This is a genomic window from Methylocystis sp. Uni0008, from assembly GCF_056838045.1.
Window position 1 is genome coordinate 2,415,563 of sequence record NZ_CM166370.1, and the last position, 24,114, is coordinate 2,439,676.

Here is a 24,114-nt window from a genome sequence, read left to right on the forward strand (position 1 = left end):
GCGCGTTCCAGCACTTGCTTGCACGTAAGAAACACGCAAGCTCACCAGTATGATCGGTTCTGTAATGCGGATCGCTCTTTTGCACTTGGCGCCAATCCCGGGCGCCTTGGAGCAAAATCGACAGCTTGTTGAAGCGGCGTTAACATCGGCGGCCGACGCCGGCGCAAATTGGGTCGTTACGCCAGAACTGGTGACCACTGGATATGAGTTCACTGAACGCATAACCGCCGACTGGATCGAAAGTCAGCCCGACGCGTGGGTTCAAGGCGTTGCCGATCTCGCGCGGAAACGGCGTTTCGCGCTGTTTCTCTCGGTTCCAGAGCGTCTCGGAAGCAAATTATACAACAGTATGATCGCAATCGACCGGACAGGACGAATTGCGGGGCGCCACAGGAAGATCAACGCCCTCCGCGTGGGCGCGGAGTCGTGGTCCACGCCTGGTGAAAGCATTCACGCCGTTGATATCGACGGATTCGGCCTTGTTGGCATGCTCATCTGCGCCGATGCTTTCACGCCGGGGATCGCGGCGACACTTGCTCATCAGGGCGCGCGCGCATTGGTTTCCTCCGCAGCCTGGGGGCCGGGACCTCATGGTCCGAACGGCGAATGGGAGGCGGCCAGTCAGGCGACGCTGCTGCCGATCTTTGTTTGTAATCGCACTGGCCGCGAACGCACGATCGACTTCTCCATGGCAGAGAGCGTCGTCGCATATCGCGGCAGACGAATACTAAGTTTTGCGGCGCAGCGCAGCGCGATCTTATTGGTCGACTGGGATTTCGAGAAGAACCAGCTTGTCGGGCATTCTCAAATAGCTCCCCTTCCCTAGCGGCGCTCGGTCGCTCGCCGATGCGATCGGAAGGCGACATCGCAGTCTTATCCGGTCCCTTTTGCCTTTGGCTGCGCTCGCCATTCGGCAGAGTTTGGCGATTGATCATCGATCCATGCGCTGATGCGGAATTACAACGCTGTAGAAGTTCCAAAGCCGCCTTCGCTCCAATCAGCTTGACTATGCGCGCTGCTGCGCCTTTACTTATCTCGACGGTTCCCAACGGGATCAAAATGGGAATGCGGTGAGCGCGCTTTGGCGCGCAATTCCGCGGCTGCCCCCGCAACTGTAAGCGGCGAGCCCAAGACCAATCAGCCACTGGAGCCGGGAAGGCTCTGGGAAGGCGGTCTTAAGGCGACAACCCGCGAGCCAGGAGACCTGCCGTCGCTTCGTGGTCACGCGCGAAAGCGTCGGGCGGGGTGCACCGATGCGGCCGAAGCCCCTCGCCTATGCGGCGTATGGGCGGCGACCTTCGCAGTGACGGCCCACGTTCGCTGCGAGTCCAGCCATGCCTTCCCATGTCCCGGCGACCGCCTTGCGCGGCGCGTTTGCGCTGTCCCTATCGCTTTCCGCTTCCGCCGCATTCGCTCAGCAATCCTTGCCCGTCATCGACGTCGGCCCCGTTGGACCGACGCAAGCGGACTCGCCCGCCGCGGAGATCGAGGACCAGATCGTCGTCACGCCGACGCGCGTCGAGCAGCCCGTCGCGAGCACCGGCGCCTCTGTCAGCGTCGTTCACGCGCGCGACATACAAAAGCGTGGATCGCTGGGCTTCAGCGACGTGCTGCGCGGCGTTCCAGGGCTGGACGTCTTTTCGAACGGCGGTCCGGGGACGCAGACGTCCGTCGCCCTGCGCGGCTCGACGCCCGGCCAGACTCTGGTTTTGATCGACGGCATCCGCATAGGCGATCCGACGAGCACGGACGGTTCGGTCGATTTCGGTCGGCTGCTTCCGACCGACATCGAGCGGATCGAAGTGCTGCGCGGCCCGCAGTCGGCGCTATACGGCTCGGACGCGATGGGCGGCGTGATCAATATCATCACGCGCCGCGGCAAGGGCGCGCCGCAAGGCTGGGTCATGACGGAGGGCGGCTCCTATGGAACGTCGTCCTCGCGCGCCTCGATCTCCGGCGCGGACGGACATGGCTCCTATGCGCTGTCGATCTCGGGGCTGCATGCCGACGGTTTCCCACGCTACGGCTATCGTCAGCAGCGCCCCATAGTTATCGGCGACCAGACGACGCCGCTGCCGCCGCTTCCCGCCGACGATCCGACGAACAATGTCGGAGTCACCGGGCGCATCGGCTACGAGTTCACCGAGCGCGCGCGGATCGAAGCGGGCCTCGCCGGCTATGACAGCGCCATCCGCTACGACAATCCTTACGCCTTCAATCCGTGGAGCGTTTTCGATCCTTTCAATCACCAGCACGCGACATTCATGCAGGGCTATGTGCGGCTCGGCGCGGAAATGTTCGACAACATGCTGCGCAACAGGCTCACGCTCTACGCCAATCGGGGAAATCGCGACGCCTGGGTCACGGAAGCCTGTTTCGACACGCTGACCTTCATGTCGCAGAATTGCCGTTTCGGCTATCTCGGCGGTCGGCGGGGCGTCGAATATCAGAGCGACATCGCGCTTGGGCCGCTTGGTCTCGCGACGCTCGGCTCGCGCGTCGAAACCGAGACGGCGCAGAATTCGCGGGACGCCTGGATCATTGATGATTATGCGCCAACCCATGCCGTGCAGACGACATGGTCCGGTTATGCGCAGCATCAATTCACGCTCTTCGATCGCCTGGACATTTCCTATGGCGGGCGCATCGACGCCGTCAGTCAGAACCGCACGTTCATGACCTGGCGGACGATGGCGAATTTGCGCCTCGACGAGATCGGGATGCGGCTGCGTGGCTCAGCCGCGACCGGCGCCAAGACCGCTTCGCTCTTTCAGCGGTTTTCCGAATATGGCGATCCGGCGCTCGCGCCCGAACGCGTGATCGGCTTCGACGCCGGAATCGATCAGAGCTTTTTCAGCGGGCTCGCGACCGCCTCAGTGTCCGTCTTCACCAATCGCTATGTGAACCTCGTGCAGTTCGGAAAGGTGGAGAGCTGCACGGCGGCGCAGATCTTCGGCTGCTATTTCAATGTCGGGCGCGCGGATACGCGCGGCGTCGAATTCTTCGGCGAAGCGGCTCTCGTTCCCGGCGCGCTGCTCGCGCGAGGAAGCTACACATTCCTCTCCGCGCGCAATCTCGACGACGACCCCGAAAGCATTTACGCCGGCCGCACGCTGCTGCGCCGCCCGCGTCACAAGGGAATGTGGTCGTTCGTCTACACGGGCCTGAAGGGCCTCGAAGTCGAAGCGCGCGCGAATTTCGTCGGGCCGGCGCATGACGTGGATTTTGTTTTCAACAAGCGCGTGATGCTCGCGCCCTACGTGCGGCTCGATCTCTTCGCGAATTACAGACTGACCGACCAGCTGACGCTGCATGGGCGCATCGAAAATCTCAACAATGCGCTCTACGAGGAGGTCTACAATTTTTCGACGACGGCGCGCGCCTTCTATGGCGGCGTGAAATACGCCTGGTGACCAAAGGAACGGCTGAGGAGACAGATATGCAAACGAACGCAGAATTAGCGCCAAGCATGACGCCACAACGCATCGTCGAGCCCGATGGCGCGTTGCTCGATGTCTTCTCGCTGCCGACCGATGCGGCGAGTCTTGAAGAGCTCATTCGCGACCTCTTCGAAAATCACTGGAATGAGATCGTCTTTGGTCCGATCGTTCAGGGCGCGGCGTGGGAAATCCACGCCGACCGGCCGCCGACGCGTATCAGGCTGCTCGACGGCTATCTCACGGTCGCCTTCGGCGTCACGCATTTTCACGTCTGCATCGGCGAGAACATGGGATCGCGCAGCCGGCCCACGTCGCCCGAACTTGCGAAACGGCGGCGCACGTCGCGCGCCGAACTCTATCGCAGGCTCGGATCGACATGCGTTCCGATGTCGTGGGGGTTGCAGCTGTTCAACGGCGCCGATGAACAGCAGATCACCGTGCTGCTGCCCAATCCCTTTCTCGAGCCGAAGACCGACAGGATACTCAAAGAGCCGGATTGGTCGCGCCTCGTGCTCTGGGACAAGTTGCGCGCGCGCTGGTTCGGCCTCCACGAACCCGATCCCGTCGATCGCTCGGCGAGCCGCTTCAAACACGCCTGATGCTTTCACTGTTTCGTGGCCCGCCCCGCGGGACGAAAAGCCGGCTGACGCCGGCGTCAACCAGAAGGAGACCTATCATGACCATCGCGCTTCCCGCTCTCTCGAGCGATCGTCGTTTCGCGCTCTGGGCGGCGACCCTAATCGCCGCGACTGCTCTTTCGAGCTTCACGCTCGCCTGCGCATTGCCGCTCGCGGGCTTCGCCGCTGTCGCGGCGCTCACCGCTTCGCGTCGTGAGGCGTTGCTGCTGACGGGCGCGGTCTGGCTCACGAACCAGGCGCTGGGCTTCCTCTTCCTGCACTATCCGACGGATGCGACGACGCTCGCCTGGGGCGGCGCGCTCGGCGTCATCGCTCTGCTGTCCTGCGAAAGCGCCGGCCTGATCGCGCGCCGCTTTGATGGGGTCGTCGGAGGGTTCGCTGCTTTCCTTGCCGCCTTCGTCGTCTATGAGAGCCTGGTTCTGGCGGTTACTGCGCTGACGGGCCCCGGCGTCGATCATTTCACCGCGCCGGTCGTCTCAAAGATCTTCTTCATCAATCTCGTCGCCTTTGTCGGTCTGTTTATGGTGAAGGCTCTTGGCGCTGCGGCGGCCAATCGCGATCCCTCGAAAGCGTTCGCTTCGCGCCCGATCTAGCGCAACGCTGACGAAGGACGCCGATGAGCGGACCTTCGTCAGCGCCTCTGTCGCGCGACTGCGAGATAGGTCGGGCGCGGTGCGATAAATTCATCGAGTGTCCGCGGCCTTACCCACCGTATCGGCCATCACGGCGCCGCGCTGGCCGAGCGGACGACGTTCGCCAATAGTGGTGTCTTCCTTCGTCTGATGCTCCATCTCGGCGTTGAGCTTTGCGCCGATGAGCAGAACGATCGACGATGCCCAGAGCCAGATCATGAAGCTCATCACGGCGCCGAGAGCGCCGTAGGTTTCGTTGAAATGTCCGATGTTCTTCGCGTACCAGGAGAACAGGATGGATGTCGCGAGCCAGCCGAATGCAGCGAAGGCGCCGCCCCAGGTGACCCAGCGCCAATTGGCTTTGTCGCGGCTCGGACCGTAGCGGTAAAGAACCGAGACTGCGAGGGAGACGATAATCAGAAGCAGCGGCCATCTGGCGATGCGCAGCAGCTCCTGAAGGTAGGCCGGAACTCCGCTTGCGCCCTGCAGAGCGGGGCCCAGGACCAACATTGCGGCGAGCGACAAACTCAAGAGAACGACGCCGAGCAACGTAAAGCCGAGCGATATGAGATTGAGCCGGACGAACCCGCGCTTCTCGCGTTCCGCGTAGATGACGTTCAGCGCGTCGAAGAGCGCCTTCATGCCAGCGTTCGCGCTCCAAAGCGAAACGACGAAGCCAGTGATCGATGCGAGCCCCAGGCTGACGTCCGCGCTACCGGCGATGCTGGCAAGCTGCTCCCGAATGAAGGAAATGACTTCCTCGGGCATGAGACCCGCAAGCGCGCCGATCTGCTTGTCGATCGTCGTCGGGTCTGCCATCCAGGAAAAGGCGGAGACCAGCGCGGCCAGCGCCGGGAAAATCGCCAGCAGCTGGTAGAACGTCACGCCGCCGGCGATGGCGAGTATCCGGTCTTGGCCTATGCCCTGGTAGACGCGCCACAGAATGTCCCTCCAGCCGGTCGTCGGTATCTCTCCAGGTGTAGAGGCGGATCGCCCACGATCGGGCTGCCCGGTCGCCATCGCCATTGCGCTTCTCCCACAAACAGCACGGGGTAGAACAACGGGCCAGGACGGCTGTTCCAGACATCCCTGTTGTTTGCGCGAACGCTGTCGTTAGGCTTGCGGCGCCTCAGTTCCGCGCTTGCAGCATTGGCTGCGTTCTTTGGGGTTGCTTTTGAAGCTCGTGCGGGCGTCAGCTCTCCGTGGCTGGAGAACGCCTCACCCGCCCAGCATCCGGTCTGCGTGTCCGCTTTGCTGATCGGCCAGGCGCGCGAGCGCGAACAACAGATCGCTGAGGCGATTGAGATAGGCGAGAACGTTCTCCGGCGGCGGCGGCTCTTCGAGTGCGGCGACGCTGCGCTCGGCGCGCCGCGTGATGGCCCGGGCCATATGGAGGCGGGCGCTCGCCTCCGCCTCTCCCGGATAGATGAAATCGCGCAGCGGCGGCAGCGCGTCGGTTGCGCGGTCGATCTCCGCTTCGAGCGCCTCGACCTCGGCGTCGGCCAGGACGATGTCGATCCGCCGCGCTTCAGCGCTGACGATGGCGCTGATCCTGTAGAGCGCCTTTTGCGCGCCGCACAAAAGGTCGTCGGCCTCGGGATAGGCGAGGCGCGCGAGGCCGAGGCTCGCCGTCAATTCGTCGAGATCGCCGACCGCCGCGACGCGCGGATCGAACTTCGCCGCCCGCCGGCCCGAGAAGAGGCTAGTCTGGCCTCTGTCGCCTTTTTTCGTATAGAGCTTCATCGCCGTCCTTCGCTTGCCAGCGTCTGGTTACCCCAGGCGAGACTGATGGTCATCCAAAAAGGGCGCAGCTCGGCAAAAGCCTCGGTGAAGGTGGTTGACGCGAGCGCCGTCCGCATGAGCGCTCGACGCCCCAACCTCTGCTGGCGCCATCATTTTCTTTTTCAGTGGCCCCGGATTTTGCGACAAAAGGGGCTCCGGCGCGTCATTCGGCCACTCGCCTTTAGAGCGCGGATCGGCTATGTAGGAAAACGTCCAAACTAGACGGCAGGCAGGACGGGGCCTCGTCGTCGGTGTTCCGGGGCAAGAAAAAAATCAAAGGGTTGGAGCATGGTCTATCGGCGTTACTTCGAGGCCGCCGTCTCCCGTCTGAAAGACGAGCGCCGCTATCGCGTCTTCGCGCATCTTGAGCGCGACGTCGAAGCTTTTCCGCTGGCGAACTGGCATCGTGAGGACGGTTCGGTCGAGCCCGTCACGATCTGGTGCTCCAACGACTATCTCGGGATGGGTCAACACCCCGACGTGATCGCCGCGATGATCGATACGGCGTCCAAGGTCGGGGCCGGCGCGGGGGGAACCCGCAACATCTCCGGCACGAGCCACGCCATCGTCGAACTCGAGCACGAACTTGCGGACCTGCACGGCAAGGAATCCGCCCTCGTCTTCACCTCCGGCTGGATTTCCAATCTCGCGGCGATCTCGACCATCGCCGACCTCTTGCCCAATTGCGTCATTCTCTCGGACGCCTCCAATCATAATTCGATGATCGAAGGTGTGAAGCGCTCGCGCGCCGAGAAGAAGATCTTCCGCCACAACGATCTTGCGCACCTCGAAGAACTGCTGATCGAAGCGGGCGACCGGCCCAAGCTCGTGGTGTTCGAGAGCCTCTATTCGATGAACGGCAATATCGCGCCGGTCGCCGAGATCGTCGCCCTGGCTGAGCGCTACGGCGCGATGACCTATGTCGACGAGGTGCACGCGGTCGGCATGTATGGCGCGCGCGGCGGCGGCGTCTGCGAGCGCGAAGGCGTGATGGACCGCATCAATGTGATCGAGGGCACGCTCGCCAAGGGCTTTGGCACGATGGGCGGCTATATCGCCGGCGACGCCGCGGTCATCGACGCCATCCGGTCCTACGCCGCCTCCTTCATCTTCACGACGGCGCTGCCGCCGGCGGTCGCCGCCGCAGCCTGCGCCGCGGTACGCTTCCTCAAGCGCCGTCCGGATCTGCGGGCCGCGCATCAGCGCGCCTCGCACATCACCAAACACGCGCTCGCGGCGGCTGGCCTGCCCGTGCTCGAAAACGGCTCGCATATCGTGCCGGTGATGGTGCGCGACGCGGAGCGCTGCAAGGCCGCGAGCGACCTGCTGCTCCAGCGCCATTCGATCTACATCCAGCCGATCAACTATCCGACGGTCGCCAAGGGCAGCGAGCGGCTGCGCGTCACGCCGACGCCGCGCCATACGCAGGCGCATATCGCGAACCTCGTCGAGGCGCTCGTCGATGTCTGGCAGACGCTGGGCATTCCCTTCGTCGAGCCGCCGTCGCATCTCCACGTCGAGGAGAAGAGCGACGAGAAATGCGCCTATCCCGAGATTAAGCTCGCCGCGCAGTAAGCGGGTGAGGCGAAGGCCGCAAATCTTTTTGGTTCAGGGTTTTTCCGGGGCCAAAAGATTTGCGTCTCGGGCGAGACGCCATCGGCCATCGGCTTCTTTGCGCAGAATCGTCAATGTATATCCGGACCGACGCACAGGAGCGCCTCCATCTGAAGGCGTCGCCGTCAGCTCGATATAGTTCCGCAGATAGGCGCAGTCGCCGAAAATTTTTAGTTCCTGAATTTCGCTGCGACCGTCGAGCTTCACGTTCTTCATGTTTTCAGAAGCCGCCGCGAAGGCCTCCTTCCCAAAGGGCCTTCCGCCCGGCGTCATGAAAATCACGTCATCCGTCATCATTTCGAGCACGGCCGTATGGTCGCCAGTTTTGCTGGCGACCATCCATGCTTCGATCAGTTCGCGAATGGCGCTTTCGTCGTTTGTCATCCTGCGCGCTCCGCGTCATCCATCTTAAACTCTTCCGACGCTCACATAGGTGAAGCCGCGCTTGCGCACGTCGCCGGGACGATAGACGTTGCGCAGATCGACGATGATCGGCTGCTTCAAGAGGCTCCTCACCCGATCGAGATCGAGCGCGCGGAAGGCGTCCCATTCAGTGACGATGGCAAGCGCGTCGGCGCCTTCCAGCGCCGAATAGGCGTTGTCGTGGAAGGTGACCTCCGGCATCAGCGGACGCGCCTGCTCCATGCTTTCGGGGTCGTAGGCGTGCACCTGCGCGCCGTCGCCGGCCAGCGAAGCGACGATGGCGAGCGACGGCGCGTCGCGCATGTCGTCGGTGTTGGGCTTGAAGGCCAATCCCAGGAGCGCGATCTTCTTGCCGCGCACCGAGCCGCCGAGCGCATGGATGACCTTGCGCGCCATCGCGCGCTTGCGGGCGTCATTGACGGCGACGACGGTTTCGACGATGCGCAGCGCAGCGCCTTCGTCCTGTCCGGTCTTGATCAGCGCCAGCGTGTCCTTTGGAAAGCAGGAGCCGCCATAGCCTGGCCCGGCGTGCAGGAATTTCGCGCCGATGCGCTTGTCGAGGCCGATGCCGCGCGCGACCTCCTGCACATCCGCGCCGACTTTTTCGCACAGATCGGCGATCTCGTTGATGAAGGTGATCTTCGTCGCGAGGAAGGCGTTCGCCGCATATTTGGTGAGCTCCGACGTGCGGCGCCCGACGAAGACGAGCGGCGGCGCGTTCAGGGACAGCGGCCGGTAGATCTCCTCCATCACCTCGCGGGCGCGCGCATCTTCGACTCCGATGACGACGCGGTCCGGACGCTTGAAATCCTCGATCGCGGCGCCTTCGCGCAGGAATTCAGGATTGGAAACCACCGAGAAATCGGCGTCTGGGTTCACTTCGCGAATGATGCGCTCGACCTCGTCGCCGGTGCCGACGGGCACCGTTGATTTGTTGACGATGACCGTGAATCCCTCGAGCGCCTTGGCGATTGTTTGCGCCGCGGCGTAGACGAAGGATAGATCCGCATGTCCGTCGCCGCGCCGCGACGGCGTGCCCACGGCGATGAACACCGCGTCCGCGCCCCTGACCGCCGGTTCGAGGTCGGTGGTGAAAGAGAGGCGGTTCTGTTCGACGTTATTGGCGACGAGTTCGTCGAGGCCAGGCTCGTAGATCGGAATGACGCCGGCCTTCAGGCGCTCGATCTTGCTCGAGTCGGCGTCGACGCAAACGACGTTATGGCCGAAGTCCGCAAAGCAAGCGCCCGAAACGAGACCTACATAGCCCGAGCCAATCATTGTGATGTTCATCAATCGCCTCTTTGCTATCGGACGCGCGCCGCGCCGATCATCCCATGCTCAGGAGCGCTGGGCGGCGATCAGAAGAAAGCGTCTGGCGCTTCGCCCCGCCGCTTCGAACCCCCCAAGGAACGAAATCGCCGCGGCGGCGCGCGAGCCAGTTCATTCCCGACGCAAGAACGAATCAGCCCCCGACGCCAAAGGCGGCGAGCGCCGCCATATTGACGATCTCCGTATCCGTCGCGCCGAGTTGGACGATTTGGATCGGTTTGTCGAGTCCGACGATCAGCGGCCCGAGCACGGTCGCGCCGCCCAGTTCCTGTAACATTTTTGTCGAAATAGCCGCCGAATGAAACGCCGGCATGACAAGGACGTTCGCGGTGTCGGTGAGGCGCGAAAACGGATAGGCGCTCATCAGCTCTTTGTTCAGCGCAATGTCGGCGCCCATCTCGCCCTCATATTCGAAATCCACCCGCCGCTGGTCCAGCACTCTGACTGCTTGATGCACGCGCGCCGTGCGTTCGCCCGGCGGATAGCCGAAGGTCGAGAAGGCCAGCATGGCGACGCGCGGCTCGAGGCCGATGCGACGCGCCACCCCCGCCGCTTCGATGGCGATCTCGGCCAGCTCTTCGGCGTCCGGCATTTCGGTGATCGCGGTGTCGGCGACGACGACGACGCGGCCGTTGGCGAGAATGAGCGAGGCGCCGATGACGCGGTGACCGGGCTTTGCGTCGACGACGCGCCGCACGTCCTCGAGCGCATGCGAGAAATTGCGCGTCACGCCCGTGACCATGGCGTCGGCGTCGCCCTGCGCCACCATGGCGGCGGCGAAATGATTGCGGTCCTGATTGATCAGCCGCTGGCAGTCGCGCATCAGAAAACCCTTGCGCTGCAGGCGTTCAAACAGGAATTGCGCATAGACCGCGTTGCGGTGGGAAAGCTTGGCGTTGTGGATTTCGATCTCCGCGGGAAGTTCGAGTCCGGCGTTCGCCGCAGCTTCCCTGACACGATCCTCCCGCCCGACGAGCACGGCGCGTCCGAAACCCTGATGCACGAACGACAGTGCGGCGCGGATCACCTGCTCCTCTTCGCCCTCCGCGAAGACCACGCGTTTCGGATCACGCCGCACGCGTTCGTGAATCGTCTGCATCAGGCCCGCGATCGGATCGCGGCGCGCTGAAAGCTCGGCGCGGTAGCCTTTCATGTCGACGATCGGTCGCCGCGCGACCCCGGTGTCCATCGCCGCCAGCGCCACGGCGGGCGGAATGATGGAGATGAGGCGCGGATCGAACGGCGCGGGGATGATGTAGTCGCGGCCGAAACGCGGCCGCGCGCCGCGATAGGCGTTGGCGACTTCGTCCGGCACGTCCTCCCGCGCGAGTTCGGCGAGCGCCTGCGCCGCGGCGATCTTCATCTCCATGTTGATCGTGCGCGCGCGAACGTCGAGCGCGCCGCGAAAGATATAGGGAAAGCCGAGGACGTTGTTGACCTGGTTGGGATAGTCGGAACGCCCGGTCGCGATGATCACGTCGGAACGAGTGGCGCGCGCTTCTTCAGGCGTGATCTCGGGATCGGGATTGGCCATGGCGAAGACGATCGGATCGTCGGCCATGCTGAGAAGCATTTTTGGCGACAGGGCGCCCTTGACGGAGAGGCCGTAGAAGATATCGGCGCCTTCAAGCGCCTCGGCGAGCGTGCGCGCCTTGGTGTCGACGGCGTGCGCGCTCTTCCACTGATTCATGCCTTCCTGGCGACCACGGTAGACGACCCCCTTGGTGTCGCACAGGATGACGTTGCGCGGATCGAATCCGAGCGCCTTCGCCAGATCAAGGCAGGCGATCCCGGCCGCGCCAGCGCCGTTGCAGACGAGTTTCGCTTCGCGGATGTCACGACCGGTCAGCAGCAGCGCGTTGAGAATGCCGGCGGAAGAGATGATCGCCGTTCCATGCTGGTCGTCGTGAAAGACCGGAATGTCCATGAGGTCGCGCAGCCGCTCCTCAATGACGAAGCATTCCGGGGCCTTGATGTCTTCGAGATTTATTCCGCCGAATGACGGTCCGAGATAGCGCACGGCGTTGACGAATGCGTCGACGTCCTTCGCGTCGATCTCGAGATCGATCGAATCGATGTCGGCGAAACGCTTGAACAGCGCGGCCTTGCCCTCCATCACCGGCTTTGCCGCAAGCGCGCCGAGATCGCCAAGCCCCAGGATCGCCGTGCCGTTGGTGATGACGGCGACCATATTGCCGCGCGTCGTATAGTCGAAGGCCGCAGATGGGTCTTTTGCGATGGCGAGCACCGGCACGGCGACGCCCGGCGAATAGGCGAGCGAAAGATCGCGCTGAGTCGCCATCGGTTTCGATGCGACGACCGCCAGCTTGCCTGGCCGGCCGCGGGAATGAAACAGCAGCGCTTCCTTGTCTGAAATAGCCGCGCGCTGCTCTCCTTCCGCGCGGCTATTCGCCATGTCGTCGGCCATATCTGTCCTTTTGCAGGCGTCTCCTGCTGCGATGCAACAAAGCCGACAATAACCGGAGCGTGGCCGTGTCCACAAGCGTTTCGCCATGAAGCCTCCGGCGCAAAGCGTCGCGGAACAATGGCGAAGCGTCAGAGTTTTAGGGCATGCGCCGCCTTCCAAGCCGCGGCTCAGTTTAGGACTGTTCAAAGCGCTGGGATGGAGGTTTCAATGAACGGCATCATCTATCTCGTCGGGCTTATCGTCGTCGTCATGGCGATTTTATCCTTTGTTGGCCTCCGTTGAGGGAGACGGCAGATGACCGACTTTGCTGAAAGAGGCGTTGACGTCAGGGCCTCGCGCGGAGAGACAGCAGCGCTGGCCGGCGTTCGAGAGGCGTCCGCGCGCTCCACGAATACCGATTGGGCGGCGATCCTCGCCGGCGCCGCGGTCGCAGGAGCGATCTCCTTCGTGATGGGCGCGTTCGGCACGGCCATCGGGCTCTCGCTGACGTCGCCCTATGAAGGGTCGTCTTTGGCCGTGCATCTTGTCGCACTCACCCTGTGGATGTTGTGGATCACGGTTTCGAGCTTCGCGCTCGGCGGCTACGTCACGGGTCGGCTGCGCCGGCGCTCGGCGGACGCTACGCCAGAGGAGGTGGAGGTGCGCGACGGGGTCCATGGTCTGGTGCTTTGGGCTGCGGCGATGGTGGTGTTCGCGCTGATCACGGGCGTTTCAATTTTCCAGCTCGCGAAGACCGGCGTTTCCGCCGCGTTGTCGGACACGGGGAGAACCGAGGCGTCCACGCTCGCGCCCGCCGTCAATCCGGCCGAGGAGCGCGTCGACTTTCTGTTGCGGGGAGACGGCGACGTGAGCGCCAGAGGCGTGAACATGCCTATGCCCGCGGAATATCCTCGCGCAATCGTCAAGCGCATCGTTGAGCGCGGCATGGCGTCAGGCGAAATCTCCGGGGAAGATCGCGCTTATCTCGTCAATGTTCTCGCTTCTCGCACCGGCCTCGCGCCGCAGGACGCGGAAAGGCGCGTCGACGCAACAGCTGAACGCCTGCGCGAAGATAACGCCAAGGCGAAGGAGACCGCGGAGACGGCGCGCAAGACAGGCATCGTTCTCGCCTTCCTTTCCGCCGCGACAATGCTCATCGGCGGGGCGGCGGCCTGGGCCGGCGCCACCCTGGGCGGACGACACCGCGATGAAAACATCGGCGTCGCATCGCTCTCTCGCTTCTAAAAGGAGGTCAAAATGTTCCGGTCTGTCTTGCTCTGGATGCTCGGCGTGCCAATACCGCTCATCATCCTGCTGGCGCTGTGGAACTAGGCTAGCGCGCGACAGAAGAAGCCCCGGAAGATCGCTCTTCCGGGGCTTTGTTCATGGCTTGCGGGGAATGTCGAAGACCAGCGGCGCTCCGTCCTCTCCGCCGTCCGAGAGGACGAGAAGACGGTAGCGCTCAGGAGTGAGGTCAAGCAGAGCAATCGCCTCCGGCTTGATGGGATCGTTCTTCGCGTCTCGGGGCGCATTATCCAGATTGAGAACCGCGAGTTCGCTTGCCTGCGCGACGCCTTGACGAGGCTGATCAATGCGGAAAATCGAATAGCCCGACGCCTTCTCGTCGTCGTCCGGACCCACGAGCGCGAGGAGCGCATCGCCGGCGACTGTCAGATCGCGAATGCCGCGCTTCTCTCCTACGCGAATGCGGGAAACGCTCGGCGCGGCGTCGCTGCCTTCGAACAGCGCTTTCGCGTCAACGCCGACGATCAACGCTTCGCCGTTTGTCGCGGGGCCGCGGAAGCCAAAATAAAGTCGTCCGTTCTTGGCCGCGACTCCTTCGATGTTGACGCCTTGTCTGCCTTTCAGATGTTTCGCATCTTTCGGAGGATCGTCGCCGAGACAGGCCTGCGGACCGGCGTGACCGGCGAATTCCGGCAGCCGCTCAATGATGTGCCAGAGCTGGTTTCTGGATTCGATCGCGCGAGGCAGTCGCTTCGCCTGATCGGCGCCGAAACGAAGCACAGTCCTGTTTGCGAGATGATCCTCGCAGCTCTTTCGCTTCACGGAGTGGGATCCGACAATATAGAAAAATTCGCCGTCTGCTGCGGCGCCTTCGGCGTCGAATTCGTCGGCTGCGATCGGCAATGAAAAAGGCGCGCCGGGCGTCAATTGCCCGTCCGTCAACCGCACGAAAGCCGCCTCATGTCCTTCGTCTGTGACGGCGAGGCAAAATTCCGGCGCGTTCGGCGCACAGACAAAGCCGCTGACGTTCGCCCGCTGCTTTGGCTGGGGAAAGACAGGGGGCGAAACGCGCCACGGATTCAGCGATTCAGGCGCGACCCGCTCGGTGGCCAAAGCGGCGGAACAAAGCCCGCTGGCCGTCACAGCAATTGCGAGAATGCGATTGATGACGGAAATCATCGAAACCTCCAGTAAAAATTTGGCAAAGCAACAGGCAAATCTAACCTCACGCAGGCGCGTCGTCCACATGCAAGAGGCCACGCCGCGTGGCGCTCGCGCCGCGAGGCCGTTAAACTGGCGGAGATGAAGCACGCCGCGCCCGCCTCCGCCGAAACGTCCCAGGACAGAGCGCTGACGCGCGCGACCCCGATGATCGCGCAATATATCGAGATCAAGGCGGCGAACGCCGATTGCCTGCTCTTCTATCGCATGGGCGATTTTTACGAACTGTTTTTCGAAGACGCGCAGACGGCGTCGCGCGCGCTCGGCATCATGCTCACCAAGCGCGGCAAGCATCTTGGCGAAGACATTCCGATGTGCGGCGTGCCGGTGGAGCGCGCCAACGACTACCTGCAAAAGCTCATTGCGCTCGGCCATCGCGTCGCCGTCTGCGAGCAGATCGAAGATCCTGCGGAAGCAAAAAAGCGCGGCGCAAAATCTGTCGTGCGACGCGACGTCGTGCGGCTCGTCACGCCTGGCACGATCACCGAAGACGCGCTGCTCGATCCGGCGAGACCCAACGCCTTTCTGGCGATCGCGCGCCTGCGCGGGGAAGACAGCCGTTGGCGATACGGACTTGCCAGCGTCGATATATCGACAGGCGCCTTCACGGTCTGCGCGTGCGAAGAGACAGCCCTTAACGCCGAGATCGCGCGGCTGGAGCCGCGCGAGATCGTCGCCGCTGACGCGCTCTGCAGGGACTCTCCGCTTTCGGCGATCTTCGAAGCGACGGGCGTTCCCGTCGCGCCGATCGGCCGCGATATTGGCGACGGCGCCGACGCCGCGCGACGTCTCATGGATTTTTACGCCGTTGCGACTCTCGACGGCTTCGGCGCTCTCAGCGACTGCCAGCTTGCGGCGGCCGCGACGGCGATTCTCTACGTCGAGCGCACGCAAAAAGGACAGCGCCCGGCGCTTTCGCGTCCGACGAACCTGCGCGAGCTGACGGCGCTCGAGATCGATGCGGCGACGCGCGCCAATCTCGAACTGACGCGGACGCTCTCCGGCGCGCGCGAGGGTTCGCTGTTGTCGGTGGTCGACCTCACGGTGACGCCGGCCGGCGCCAGGCTGCTGGCGGAGCGGATTGCGGCCCCCCTGACGGACGCGCGAGCGATCGCGGCGCGGCTCGACGCGACCGCCTTCTTTTTCGAATGGCCTGATCTGCGGGGGGCGCTGCGCGCAAGGCTTGCGCGCGCGCCGGATCTCTCCCGCGCGCTGTCGCGGCTTTCTCTCGAGCGCGGCGGACCGCGCGATCTTGCAAGCGTCGGCGTCGCGCTGGAGGCCGCAACGGGTATCGCCGCTCTCTTTGCGCAATGTGATCCGCCATCGGAAATCGCGAATGAGGTTCGCACGCTGTCTCAGGCGGATGTCGCGCTCGCCGGCGAAATCGCCGCAAGCTTGAAAGACAATCTGCCGCTGGACAAGCGCAATGGCGATTTCATTCGTGAGGGCCGCGATTCAGAGTTGGACGACGCGCGGCGCCTTCGCGACGCAAGCCGGAAGGTAATCGCCGAGCTGCAGGGCCGCTATGCCGAGCTCACCGAAACAAGGCTCAAGATCAAACACAATAATTTCCTCGGCTTCTTTCTCGAAGTGTCGCTGGCGCATGGCGAGAAGCTGCTGCGGCCGCCGTTTGACGCGACTTTCACGCACCGCCAGACCATGGCCGATGCGATGCGCTTTTCGACGCGCGAACTCGTCGAGCTGGAAGCCAAGATCGCTTCCGCCGCCGACCGCGCCGTCGCGCGGGAATTGGCGATGTTCGACGCGCTGGTCGCCGAGGTTTGCGCGCGCGCCGAAGATTTGCAGCGGCTCGCCGAAGCTTTCGCGCGGCTCGATTTCTATAGCGCGCTTGCCGAAGTCGCGGAGAAGCGCGGCTGGACGCGCCCGACGATCGACGCTTCGCTGGACTTCGAGATCATCGGCGGCCGACATCCGGTTGTCGAAGCCTCGCTACAGTCGCAGGGCAAGGCCTTCGCCGCGAATGACTGCGAGCTCGACGGCGGCCGGATCGCTGTCGTCACCGGGCCGAACATGGCCGGCAAGTCGACCTATCTGCGCCAGAACGCGCTCATCGCCCTCCTCGCGCAGGCAGGCTCTTACGTCCCCGCCCAGTCGGCCCGCATCGGCGTCATCGACAGGCTCTTCTCTCGCGTCGGCGCCTCGGACGATCTCGCCCGCGGACGCTCGACCTTCATGGTCGAGATGGTCGAGACTGCGGCGATCCTGAACTGCGCGACGCCGCGCTCTCTCGTCATTCTCGACGAGATCGGTCGCGGCACGGCGACATTCGACGGCCTGTCGATCGCCTGGGCGACGATCGAACATCTGCATGAAATCAACCGCTCGCGCGCGATCTTCGCCACCCATTTCCACGAGTTGACGCAGCTTGCGAAGAGACTGCCGCGCCTCGTCAATTTGACGATGAAGGTGACGGATCACGCGGGCGAGGTGGTGTTTCTGCATGAGGTGATCAAAGGCACCGCGGACCGCTCCTATGGCGTGCATGTCGCACAGCTTGCCGGTTTGCCGGCAAGCGTCGTCGCGCGTGCGCACGCCATTCTCGCGGAGTTGGAAGCGGCCGATCGTCGCGCCCCTGTCGAGACATTGATCGATGATCTGCCGCTCTTTGCGCGCGTCGCTGACAAGCCGTCGACGAAGGATGGGTTGCGCGACGCGCTTAAGGGAATCGATCCGGATCAAATGACGCCGCGTGAAGCGCTGGCGGCGCTCTATGAATTGAAGAAGAGACTGTAGCGGCGTCCTTTCTGCTCTGGAGCGACGCTTCGCGAGCCGTGACTAAGTCGCAGACCTTGTCGCGTTTGGCGCACACAATCCCGTCAATCGAGCCTCGTTGCGTTCTTGCGTCGACGCCAAGCGACGTCGAACGAAAACGCAAGGATCGGCTGTACGCCTGCGCCGTTTGCGGCATCTACGAAGCATGTCCGTCTCTCATCCGGCGGCGCCAACAAACTCCTCTGACATCGGAGAAGGGTCATGATTCTCGTGTTGATTTTCGTCGGCGTCGCCTTGGCGACAGTCGGCGTGCTTTCACTGCTCGACGTGCAGTTCAGAATAAGCAGGGTGACGGCCGTTGCGGCGTTCCTCGGCGGATTGGCGATGGTCGTCGGCGCCGAAGCCGGTTTGATCGGCTCCAGCTCGTCCTTCTACAAGGCGCAGCAGATTCAGACATCGGCCTGCGAGTTGGATGGTGAATCGGCATATCCGCAAAATCGTCGCCTGGATCCGGATCGCCTGATTCGCAAATACATTACGGGCTGCATGGCGCAGGCGGGTTACGCCTGGACGACCGATCACGAGCACTGCAGGGAAGCGCCGCTCGCGACAAATCCGCTATGCTATTTGCCCACGGGCCTGTTCGATCGCGCAGTGACGAAAGTTCAGGTCGCCTTCGAATAAGGCGTGAAGCCGCGTTCTGACGAACGCTAGGCGGCGTAGCGCGCGAAGACGAATTGCGTGTCGCCGTAGCGGCGTTCGTCTTCGCGCAGCAGGGGCGGCGGCAAATCGACTTGCGCCTTTGCGCTCTCTTCGATGACGACGACGGCGCCCGGCGCAAGCCATCCACCTTCTACAAGCGCGGCAAGCGCGGGCGTCGCGAGATCCTTGCCATAGGGCGGATCGAGAAAGGCCAGCGAAAACTGCTCGCCGGGCGGCGCGGCGCCGAGCTTCGTCGCGTCCCGGCGGAAGAGGCGGGTGACGCCGCCCAGTCCAAGCGCTTCGATATTGGCGCGCAGCAAGGCGCGGGCCTCAGCGCCGTCATCGACAAAAAGCGCGCGCGCGGCGCCGCGCGACAAGGCTTCTAGCCCGAGCGCGCCGGCCCCGGCGAAGAGATCGACGACATTCGCGCCCGACGCCGCATCGCCGAAGCGATGCGCGAGAATGTCGAAGACGGATTCGCGCAGGCGCTCGGACGTTGGCCGGATCGCCTGCGAGCGCGGCGCCGAAAGCGACCGACCGCGCAGGGCGCCGCCGACGATGCGCATGGCTTATTCGCCGCGCGGCTTGCGCGGTCCCTTCGGCGGTCCTTTGCGCGGTCCTTTAGGCGGTCCCTTGCGCGGCGCGCCTCGGCCGCCAGCCGGACCTTTGCCTGGCCCGCTGCGAGGACCTGTGCGGGGACCCTTGTGCGCTTCGCCGCTTCGTGCGGGCCGCGCGTCTGCGGCGGCGCGGGGCCGATCAAATTTGCGCGCGCCAGACGAGCGTTCGCCTGCTGAGAATTCGCGCTCCCCGCTGCGCGGTCTGTCGAATTTCCGCGGCCGCTCCTGGCGCGTCGCGCTGGCGCCGCGCGCATCACGTCGAGCCTCGTCGCCGTCGCGGCTCGGCGGGCGCCTCTCGAAACGTGCGTCCTCACGATCGGGCGTCCGATAATTTTTGCGACTGCTCGCGCGGTCGTCCGGCCGTTGCTCGAATCTCTGCGTGTCGCGTGAACGTTCGTCGCGCCTCTGCGGCCCGCGCGCGCCCGTCGCTCGTGCAGGACGCGCTCCGCCGTGCTCGTCCGAGCGCGGCGGCCGACGCGACCCGGTCGCGGCCCGCTCGCGGCGAGGACCCTCGTCGCGAGGGAAACGCTCATCGCGCGGCCTGCCGTCGTCCGCGGGACGCTGGAACCGCCCGCTTCTCCTCGGCGCGCCATCGCCGCGCATCGCTTCGAAGCGCCGCGCGTTGCGCGACTGATTTTCCTCTTGCGCCTTGCGTTGAACAGGCGTCACGCGCTCGACCGCGACCGCGCGACCCTTGCGGTCGGCGACGGCGTCGCGCGTCACGCGCGCGCGGGGCCCGGCCTCGCGTCGTCTGTCCTGCTCTTTGCGCAGCGTGGAGACGTGTTTTCGCGGACGTTTCTCGGCGTGCTGGCGAGTCTCTTGCTGCTCCGCAGGCGTCTTTTCGCGCAGCGGCGTCGCGAAATCCGCGCCGGCGAGTTCGGCCAGCGATTTGCCCAATTGTTCGCGTAGCGTTTTCAGACGAACTTCCTCGACTGCGCCTTCCGCGAGATCGCCGAGCTGGAACGGCCCATAGGACACGCGGATCAGCCGCGTCACGTCGAGCCCGAGATGCGCCATGACGCGCTTGATCTCGCGGTTCTTGCCCTCGGTGAGGCTCATCGCGATCCAGGCGTTGGCGCCTTGCTCGCGCTCGAGCCGCGCTTCGATCGGCGCATAATTGACGCCCTCGATCGTCACGCCGTTACGCAGCGAATCGAGCTGCGCCTGATCGATGTCGCCGTGCGCGCGCACGCGATAGCGCCGGGTCCAGCCGGTCGCCGGCAGTTCGAGCGTGCGCGCCAGCCCGCCGTCATTGGTGAGCAGCAGCAGCCCTTCGGTATTGATGTCGAGCCGGCCGACGCTGACGAGACGCGGCAGATCGGGGTGGCGTTCCTCGAGAAAAGAGAAAACCGTGGGCCGGCCTTCTTCGTCGCGCGCGGTGGTGACATAGCCCGCGGGCTTGTGGAAGAGAAAGAGCCGCGTGCGCTCGCGCGCCTGCATCGGCGCGCCGTCGATCGTGATCTTGTCGCTTTCCTGCACATTGAACGCGGGACTTGTCAGCACGCGGCCGTTAACGGCGACGCGGCCTTCCGCGATCCAGTGCTCTGCGTCGCGGCGCGAACAGACTCCCGCGCGCGCCATGACCTTGGCGATCCGCTCGCCCTCGAAGGCCTTTGCTTGCGGCGCGGGCGCAGGCTCGGCGCCGCGCTTCTTTACGGGTCGCTTGTCGCGCGCGCTTTCGGCGCCGCGCGAGGCGGCTTTGTCAAAGCGCGGATTGTCAAAGCGCGGCTTTGTCGGCCTTGCGTCTTTGCGCCCGACAGCGTTCGGCGCAGGCGCTTCCTTGGCGCGACGTCGCATAGGCCGGTCGCCGCCTTTTTGCGCCGGTCTCTCGTTGCGGTTCTTTTCTTTCATGGGTTCTGATAGCAGGCGGGCAGCGCGCTTTGAAGCGCCATTGCGCAAGAGAGACGGGAATGAACGGCAAGGATCCTTTCAGCGCCGCCTTCGACCAGGCGCGCGCCGCTGCGGCGGCGGACGAAGTTCCGGTCGGCGCGGCGCTTATGCGTAACGGCGCCGTCATCGCCGCAGCAGGAAACCGAACGCTGCGCGACCGCGATCCGACCGCGCATGCTGAAATGCTCGTCATCCGCGAAGCCTGCGTCGCGATCGGCTCGGAGCGCCTCGTCGACTGCGATCTCTATGTGACGCTCGAGCCCTGCGCCATGTGCGCGGCCGCGATCAGCTTCGCGCGCATCCGGCGGCTCTATTACGCCGCGAGCGATCCGAAGGGCGGCGCGGTGGAGCACGGGCCGAGGTTCTTCGCGCAGCCCACCTGCCATCATCGGCCTGAAGTCTACGGCGGCATTCGCGAGAGCGAGGCGGCGACGTTGCTACGCGACTTCTTTCAGGCGCGGCGGTGAGCTTCCAGCCGTAGCGCGGCCTGCGCCAGCCCGTGACGCAGCGTATCGCGGCAGGCGTCTCCGGCGGCGAAGATGCGCGAGGCCTTGAAGAGGTCGAGCGCGAGATATTGATGCACCTCGGGCCGGATCAGGACGTCTGGCGGGCGCTCGGCGATCATGCGCGAGCTGATCGCGTTCATCATGATCTGGCTCGCGACGATCATCGTCTCGAAAGCGGACGGCGGCCCCTTGCCGGTCTCGACGCCGAAATTGCCGGAGACGTCGACGGCGATGACAATGTCGGCAAGCCCCCAGAGGTGATCGTAGGGGAGCGGATTGACCAGGCCGCCATCGACGAAATAGCCGTGATCGCTCTGGGCGGCGCGCACGACGCCCGGGATCGCCATGGACCCCGCGACGGCGGGACGCAAGGGCCCCGTCGCGAAAACCGCCTCGACGCGTCGGCGAAAATCCGTGGCGACGACCTGCAGCGGAATGCTCAATTCTTCGAAACGATCAGGCATGCCGTGGGGCCAAAAGGCCTGAAGAAAGCGTTCGCCGTCGAACAGCAGCGGATGCGCGACGCGGGAAAGAAGCCGCTTGCGTCCGCGCGCCCGCGCATGGAGCAGCCGGCGCGCGAGTCCGATGCGGTTCTTGAGGATGGCTTGCGTGTGGGCGCGCAGCTCCGCGCCGGAAAAGCCAGCCGCATAGGCGGCGCCGACGATGGCGCCGATCGAGGCGCCGGCGATGGCGACGGGCCGCACCCCCAGATCGTCGAGCGCTTCAAGCACGCAAATATGCGCGAGCCCGCGGGCGCCGCCGCCGCCGAGCGCGAGCGCGACTGTTTTCCCGCGATAGAGGCTCACAGGAATTTTTCCAAGGCGGCGAGCGTCTCCGCCGGCGCCTCCTCCATTGGATAAAGTCCGGAGTCGACGCGCGCCTCGGCGATGTCGTCGCCCCATTCGCGCCAGGCGGCGACGAGCGAAGGGCCATTTGCGGGGAATGTCGCATCGCCCGCGACGATCAGCGTCGGCATCGCGAGTTTCCTGCCTTCGGCTTTGTCGGCGGCAAGCTGCTCGCGGTCGGAGGTCGCCCCGGCGCGAAAATCCTCGCAGAAAGCGTGGATGCGCGCCGGATCGTTGAAGGCCTGACGATAGGCGGCGAGCGCGTCCGCGCCAAATACGTCCAGCGACTTCGCTTTCGTCGCGTTCATCAGCGCATCGTCGAGAAAGCCGACGGGATCGAGGCCGATCAGCTCTTCTGGCTTGGGCGCGTCAGCAGCGAGGAAGCGCGCGCGTCCGACGCGCTGCAGATCGCCATCGCCGAAATCATCGTCAACCGGCGCGATATTGATGAGCGCAATCTTGTCGAGCCGGCCGGGCTGGTCGAGCGCGAGGCGCTGGCCGACGCGCGCGCCCCTGTCGTGCCCGACGAGCGCGAAGCGCGCATGACCGAGAGATTCCATAACCAACACGACGTCGGCGGCCATCTCCCGCTTCGTGTAATGCTCGCCCTTTTCGCTCGCCGGGACGGACGACCATCCGTAGCCGCGAAGATCCATTGCGACGACCGTGAACCGTTTCGCGAGCGTCGACGCGATCTTATGCCAGGCGACATGGGTTTCGCCGAACCCGTGTAACAGGATCACCGGCGAGCCCTCGCCACGGACGCGGGCGAATATTTTTCCAGCCGGCGCGTCGATCCAATGCGAAGCAAAACCCGGGAACAGATGCGCGTGATCGGACATTTTTTAAAACCATCTCCTACGGCGTGCGAGAGCGTTCGCGTGAATGTTATACAGTATCAGCTCCATCGCTCTCGAAATATATATCGCGGACCGTCAAGCGACTATGTCACGAAGATCGCGCTGTTCCTCTGCTTGAAAAGCAAGCTGAAGCGCTTCAATGTTGAGGCAGGTCAAAAAAATTTAGAAGCAACGAACGCAACAAGGGAGAGAGAGATGGCTAGCCAGATCGTCAACGAAGTTGTCTCCGCAAACAACGCTTACGCCGCCGATTTCGGTAAGAAGAGCGAACTCGCGCTGCCGCCGGCGCGCGGTTTCGCAATCCTGACCTGCATGGACGCGCGTCTTGATCCGGCAAAATACGCCGGCCTTTCGGAAGGCGACGCGCATGTGATCCGCAACGCCGGCGGTCGCGCGTCGGACGACGCGATTCGCTCGCTGGTGATTTCTCACAAGCTGCTCGGCACCAAGGAGTGGTTCGTCATTCACCACACCAATTGCGGCATGGAGCTCTTCTGCGACGAGATCATGAGCGACCTGCTGGACGACAGCCTCGCCACGGCGAGTTTCGACGGCAAGAACTGGTCGAACCCTCAACATGGCGGCGGCTGCGCGGCCGGCCACTTCATCAAATGGCACACGATCAAGAATCAGGAGGAGAGCGTCGCGCAGGACGTCGCGCGCATCCGTTCGCATCCGCTGGTGCCGAAGAACATCCCGATCTACGGCTACGTCTATGATGTGAAGACCGGCAAGATCAACGAGGTCTCGGAAGCGACCAAGGTCGGCAAGGCGGCGTAGCGCTTCGCGACGCGAATGCGCGGTTCGTGATCAGCCGCGTTCAGGATCCCCGACGCGCGCAGCGTCGGGGATGAGAGAGGTCTCTAAAACGCTCGGCGTGGCTGTCACTCCACCGCGCCGCCGCGTGCGCGCCAGCCGCCGGTGCCCGGCGCATAATGGCGAATGTCTTTCCGGCCGGCGCTTTGCGCCTGCGCAAGCGCCTTCGCCGATCGGCCGCCCGCCTGGCAGATCAGAACTACGTCGCCCTTCGGAAGCTTCGTCGGATCGAAGCTCGAGAGCGGCATGTTCTTGGCGCCCGGCACATGGCCGGCGCCATATTCGTGCGGCTCGCGCACGTCAACGACGGCGCAGGACTTGTCCGCGACGACGCGGCAGAAATCGTCATGCTCGATAGTCGGCGCCGAGCCGCCGCCGGCGAGTTTAGACAGGAGAGAGCCCAGAGTCATTTTC

21 protein-coding genes and 1 riboswitch are annotated in these 24,114 nt (G+C 64.2%); of the genes, 10 read left to right on the forward strand and 11 right to left on the reverse strand.

The genetic code is table 11. The features are described 5' to 3' along the window. The first annotated feature begins 64 nt into the window (after nt 1–64). From AC0X69_RS12010 to AC0X69_RS12025, 4 genes are all read left to right on the forward strand, one after another. A complete protein-coding gene (locus AC0X69_RS12010) occupies nt 65–826 on the forward strand; it encodes a carbon-nitrogen hydrolase family protein (RefSeq protein WP_482607882.1) in 762 nt (253 codons plus the stop codon). A gap of 196 nt (nt 827–1,022) precedes the next feature. After that, nucleotides 1,023–1,226, forward strand: a riboswitch (cobalamin riboswitch). 108 nt (nt 1,227–1,334) lie between these two features. Next, entirely contained in the window at nt 1,335–3,413 is a 2,079-nt protein-coding gene (locus AC0X69_RS12015) for a TonB-dependent receptor plug domain-containing protein (RefSeq protein WP_482607883.1), read from the forward strand. A gap of 26 nt (nt 3,414–3,439) precedes the next feature. Next, complete coding sequence (locus AC0X69_RS12020) at nt 3,440–4,039, forward strand: DUF7676 family protein (RefSeq protein ID WP_482607884.1); 600 nt, start codon at nt 3,440–3,442, stop codon at nt 4,037–4,039. A gap of 77 nt (nt 4,040–4,116) precedes the next feature. Further along, nucleotides 4,117–4,671, forward strand: coding sequence for a hypothetical protein (locus AC0X69_RS12025; RefSeq protein WP_482607886.1), 555 nt, complete (start codon nt 4,117–4,119; stop codon nt 4,669–4,671). 90 nt (nt 4,672–4,761) lie between these two features. On the opposite strand, the gene AC0X69_RS12030 is transcribed toward AC0X69_RS12025, so the two are convergent. Continuing rightward, nucleotides 4,762–5,736, reverse strand: coding sequence for a YihY/virulence factor BrkB family protein (locus AC0X69_RS12030; RefSeq protein ID WP_482607888.1), 975 nt, complete (start codon nt 5,734–5,736; stop codon nt 4,762–4,764). Between the two features lie 192 nt (nt 5,737–5,928). Next, nucleotides 5,929–6,453: a cob(I)yrinic acid a,c-diamide adenosyltransferase gene (locus AC0X69_RS12035; protein ID WP_482607889.1), complete on the reverse strand. Its 525-nt coding sequence runs from the start codon at nt 6,451–6,453 to the stop codon at nt 5,929–5,931. A gap of 327 nt (nt 6,454–6,780) precedes the next feature. Here AC0X69_RS12035 and hemA point away from each other — a divergent pair, with 327 nt between their 5' ends. After that, nucleotides 6,781–8,067 carry a 5-aminolevulinate synthase gene (gene hemA, locus AC0X69_RS12040; protein ID WP_482607890.1) on the forward strand — a complete coding sequence of 429 codons (1,287 nt, stop codon included), beginning with the start codon at nt 6,781–6,783 and terminating at the stop codon, nt 8,065–8,067. A gap of 33 nt (nt 8,068–8,100) precedes the next feature. Here the strand turns inward: hemA and AC0X69_RS12045 are convergent, their stop codons facing one another. The 3 genes from AC0X69_RS12045 to AC0X69_RS12055 form a co-directional block, all read right to left on the reverse strand. Next, nucleotides 8,101–8,490: a YybH family protein gene (locus AC0X69_RS12045; RefSeq protein WP_482607892.1), complete on the reverse strand. Its 390-nt coding sequence runs from the start codon at nt 8,488–8,490 to the stop codon at nt 8,101–8,103. A gap of 24 nt (nt 8,491–8,514) precedes the next feature. Then, nucleotides 8,515–9,819: a UDP-glucose dehydrogenase family protein gene (locus AC0X69_RS12050; protein ID WP_482607894.1), complete on the reverse strand. Its 1,305-nt coding sequence runs from the start codon at nt 9,817–9,819 to the stop codon at nt 8,515–8,517. A 172-nt stretch (nt 9,820–9,991) separates the two neighbouring features. Next, the gene (locus AC0X69_RS12055) at nt 9,992–12,286 is read right to left on the reverse strand and encodes an NADP-dependent malic enzyme (RefSeq protein WP_482607896.1); all 2,295 of its coding nucleotides are present in this window, start codon (nt 12,284–12,286) and stop codon (nt 9,992–9,994) included. Nucleotides 12,287–12,580: 294 nt separating this feature from the next. On the opposite strand from AC0X69_RS12055, the gene AC0X69_RS12060 reads away from it, so the two are divergent. Then, nucleotides 12,581–13,510, forward strand: coding sequence for a hypothetical protein (locus tag AC0X69_RS12060; protein ID WP_482607898.1), 930 nt, complete (start codon nt 12,581–12,583; stop codon nt 13,508–13,510). Nucleotides 13,511–13,648: 138 nt separating this feature from the next. On the opposite strand, the gene AC0X69_RS12065 is transcribed toward AC0X69_RS12060, so the two are convergent. Beyond that, complete coding sequence (locus tag AC0X69_RS12065; protein WP_482607899.1) at nt 13,649–14,689, reverse strand: DUF3616 domain-containing protein; 1,041 nt, start codon at nt 14,687–14,689, stop codon at nt 13,649–13,651. A gap of 123 nt (nt 14,690–14,812) precedes the next feature. Here AC0X69_RS12065 and mutS point away from each other — a divergent pair, with 123 nt between their 5' ends. Together mutS and AC0X69_RS12075 are read left to right on the forward strand one after the other, a co-directional pair. Beyond that, complete coding sequence (gene mutS, locus AC0X69_RS12070) at nt 14,813–17,485, forward strand: DNA mismatch repair protein MutS (protein ID WP_482607901.1); 2,673 nt, start codon at nt 14,813–14,815, stop codon at nt 17,483–17,485. Between the two features lie 240 nt (nt 17,486–17,725). Next, the gene (locus AC0X69_RS12075; RefSeq protein WP_482607903.1) at nt 17,726–18,148 is read left to right on the forward strand and encodes a hypothetical protein; all 423 of its coding nucleotides are present in this window, start codon (nt 17,726–17,728) and stop codon (nt 18,146–18,148) included. 26 nt (nt 18,149–18,174) lie between these two features. Here the strand turns inward: AC0X69_RS12075 and rsmD are convergent, their stop codons facing one another. Continuing rightward, a complete protein-coding gene (gene rsmD, locus AC0X69_RS12080; protein ID WP_482607905.1) occupies nt 18,175–18,732 on the reverse strand; it encodes a 16S rRNA (guanine(966)-N(2))-methyltransferase RsmD in 558 nt (185 codons plus the stop codon). A 3-nt stretch (nt 18,733–18,735) separates the two neighbouring features. Then, complete coding sequence (locus tag AC0X69_RS12085) at nt 18,736–20,580, reverse strand: pseudouridine synthase (RefSeq protein WP_482607907.1); 1,845 nt, start codon at nt 20,578–20,580, stop codon at nt 18,736–18,738. A gap of 113 nt (nt 20,581–20,693) precedes the next feature. Here AC0X69_RS12085 and AC0X69_RS12090 point away from each other — a divergent pair, with 113 nt between their 5' ends. Continuing rightward, nucleotides 20,694–21,140, forward strand: coding sequence for a nucleoside deaminase (locus AC0X69_RS12090; protein WP_482607909.1), 447 nt, complete (start codon nt 20,694–20,696; stop codon nt 21,138–21,140). Here AC0X69_RS12090 and AC0X69_RS12095 read toward each other — a convergent pair. Beyond that, on the reverse strand, nt 21,125–21,985 hold the full coding sequence (locus AC0X69_RS12095; protein ID WP_482607910.1) for a patatin-like phospholipase family protein: 861 nt from the start codon (nt 21,983–21,985) through the stop codon (nt 21,125–21,127). The genes AC0X69_RS12090 and AC0X69_RS12095 overlap by 16 nt on opposite strands. Continuing rightward, the gene (locus AC0X69_RS12100; protein ID WP_482607912.1) at nt 21,982–22,866 is read right to left on the reverse strand and encodes an alpha/beta fold hydrolase; all 885 of its coding nucleotides are present in this window, start codon (nt 22,864–22,866) and stop codon (nt 21,982–21,984) included. Before AC0X69_RS12100 ends, AC0X69_RS12095 begins: the two co-directional genes overlap by 4 nt. 213 nt (nt 22,867–23,079) lie before the next feature. Here AC0X69_RS12100 and AC0X69_RS12105 point away from each other — a divergent pair, with 213 nt between their 5' ends. Continuing rightward, nucleotides 23,080–23,664 carry a beta-class carbonic anhydrase gene (locus AC0X69_RS12105; protein WP_482607914.1) on the forward strand — a complete coding sequence of 195 codons (585 nt, stop codon included), beginning with the start codon at nt 23,080–23,082 and terminating at the stop codon, nt 23,662–23,664. 104 nt (nt 23,665–23,768) lie between these two features. Here the strand turns inward: AC0X69_RS12105 and AC0X69_RS12110 are convergent, their stop codons facing one another. Then, nucleotides 23,769–24,110, reverse strand: a complete 342-nt coding sequence (locus tag AC0X69_RS12110; RefSeq protein WP_482607916.1) for a rhodanese-like domain-containing protein — start codon at nt 24,108–24,110, stop codon at nt 23,769–23,771. Between the last annotated feature and the right edge of the window lie 4 nt (nt 24,111–24,114).

Excerpts from the sequence above, each read along its gene's own strand:
- AC0X69_RS12055 (WP_482607896.1), bottom strand. The coding sequence starts at position 12,286 with ATGGCCGACGACATGGCGAATAGCCGCGCGGAAGGAGAGCAGCGCGCG.
- AC0X69_RS12075 (WP_482607903.1), top strand. The coding sequence starts at position 17,726 with ATGATTCTCGTGTTGATTTTCGTCGGCGTCGCCTTGGCGACAGTCGGC.
- AC0X69_RS12100 (WP_482607912.1), bottom strand. The coding sequence starts at position 22,866 with ATGTCCGATCACGCGCATCTGTTCCCGGGTTTTGCTTCGCATTGGATC.
- AC0X69_RS12110 (WP_482607916.1), bottom strand. The coding sequence starts at position 24,110 with ATGACTCTGGGCTCTCTCCTGTCTAAACTCGCCGGCGGCGGCTCGGCG.
- AC0X69_RS12035 (WP_482607889.1), bottom strand. The coding sequence starts at position 6,453 with ATGAAGCTCTATACGAAAAAAGGCGACAGAGGCCAGACTAGCCTCTTC.
- AC0X69_RS12020 (WP_482607884.1), top strand. The coding sequence starts at position 3,440 with ATGCAAACGAACGCAGAATTAGCGCCAAGCATGACGCCACAACGCATC.
- AC0X69_RS12030 (WP_482607888.1), bottom strand. The coding sequence starts at position 5,736 with ATGGCGATGGCGACCGGGCAGCCCGATCGTGGGCGATCCGCCTCTACA.
- AC0X69_RS12025 (WP_482607886.1), top strand. The coding sequence starts at position 4,117 with ATGACCATCGCGCTTCCCGCTCTCTCGAGCGATCGTCGTTTCGCGCTC.
- AC0X69_RS12090 (WP_482607909.1), top strand. The coding sequence starts at position 20,694 with ATGAACGGCAAGGATCCTTTCAGCGCCGCCTTCGACCAGGCGCGCGCC.
- AC0X69_RS12015 (WP_482607883.1), top strand. The coding sequence starts at position 1,335 with ATGCCTTCCCATGTCCCGGCGACCGCCTTGCGCGGCGCGTTTGCGCTG.
- AC0X69_RS12065 (WP_482607899.1), bottom strand. The coding sequence starts at position 14,689 with ATGATTTCCGTCATCAATCGCATTCTCGCAATTGCTGTGACGGCCAGC.
- AC0X69_RS12085 (WP_482607907.1), bottom strand. The coding sequence starts at position 20,580 with ATGCGACGTCGCGCCAAGGAAGCGCCTGCGCCGAACGCTGTCGGGCGC.
- hemA (WP_482607890.1), top strand. The coding sequence starts at position 6,781 with ATGGTCTATCGGCGTTACTTCGAGGCCGCCGTCTCCCGTCTGAAAGAC.
- AC0X69_RS12105 (WP_482607914.1), top strand. The coding sequence starts at position 23,080 with ATGGCTAGCCAGATCGTCAACGAAGTTGTCTCCGCAAACAACGCTTAC.
- AC0X69_RS12060 (WP_482607898.1), top strand. The coding sequence starts at position 12,581 with ATGACCGACTTTGCTGAAAGAGGCGTTGACGTCAGGGCCTCGCGCGGA.
- mutS (WP_482607901.1), top strand. The coding sequence starts at position 14,813 with ATGAAGCACGCCGCGCCCGCCTCCGCCGAAACGTCCCAGGACAGAGCG.
- AC0X69_RS12050 (WP_482607894.1), bottom strand. The coding sequence starts at position 9,819 with ATGAACATCACAATGATTGGCTCGGGCTATGTAGGTCTCGTTTCGGGC.
- AC0X69_RS12045 (WP_482607892.1), bottom strand. The coding sequence starts at position 8,490 with ATGACAAACGACGAAAGCGCCATTCGCGAACTGATCGAAGCATGGATG.
- AC0X69_RS12010 (WP_482607882.1), top strand. The coding sequence starts at position 65 with ATGCGGATCGCTCTTTTGCACTTGGCGCCAATCCCGGGCGCCTTGGAG.
- rsmD (WP_482607905.1), bottom strand. The coding sequence starts at position 18,732 with ATGCGCATCGTCGGCGGCGCCCTGCGCGGTCGGTCGCTTTCGGCGCCG.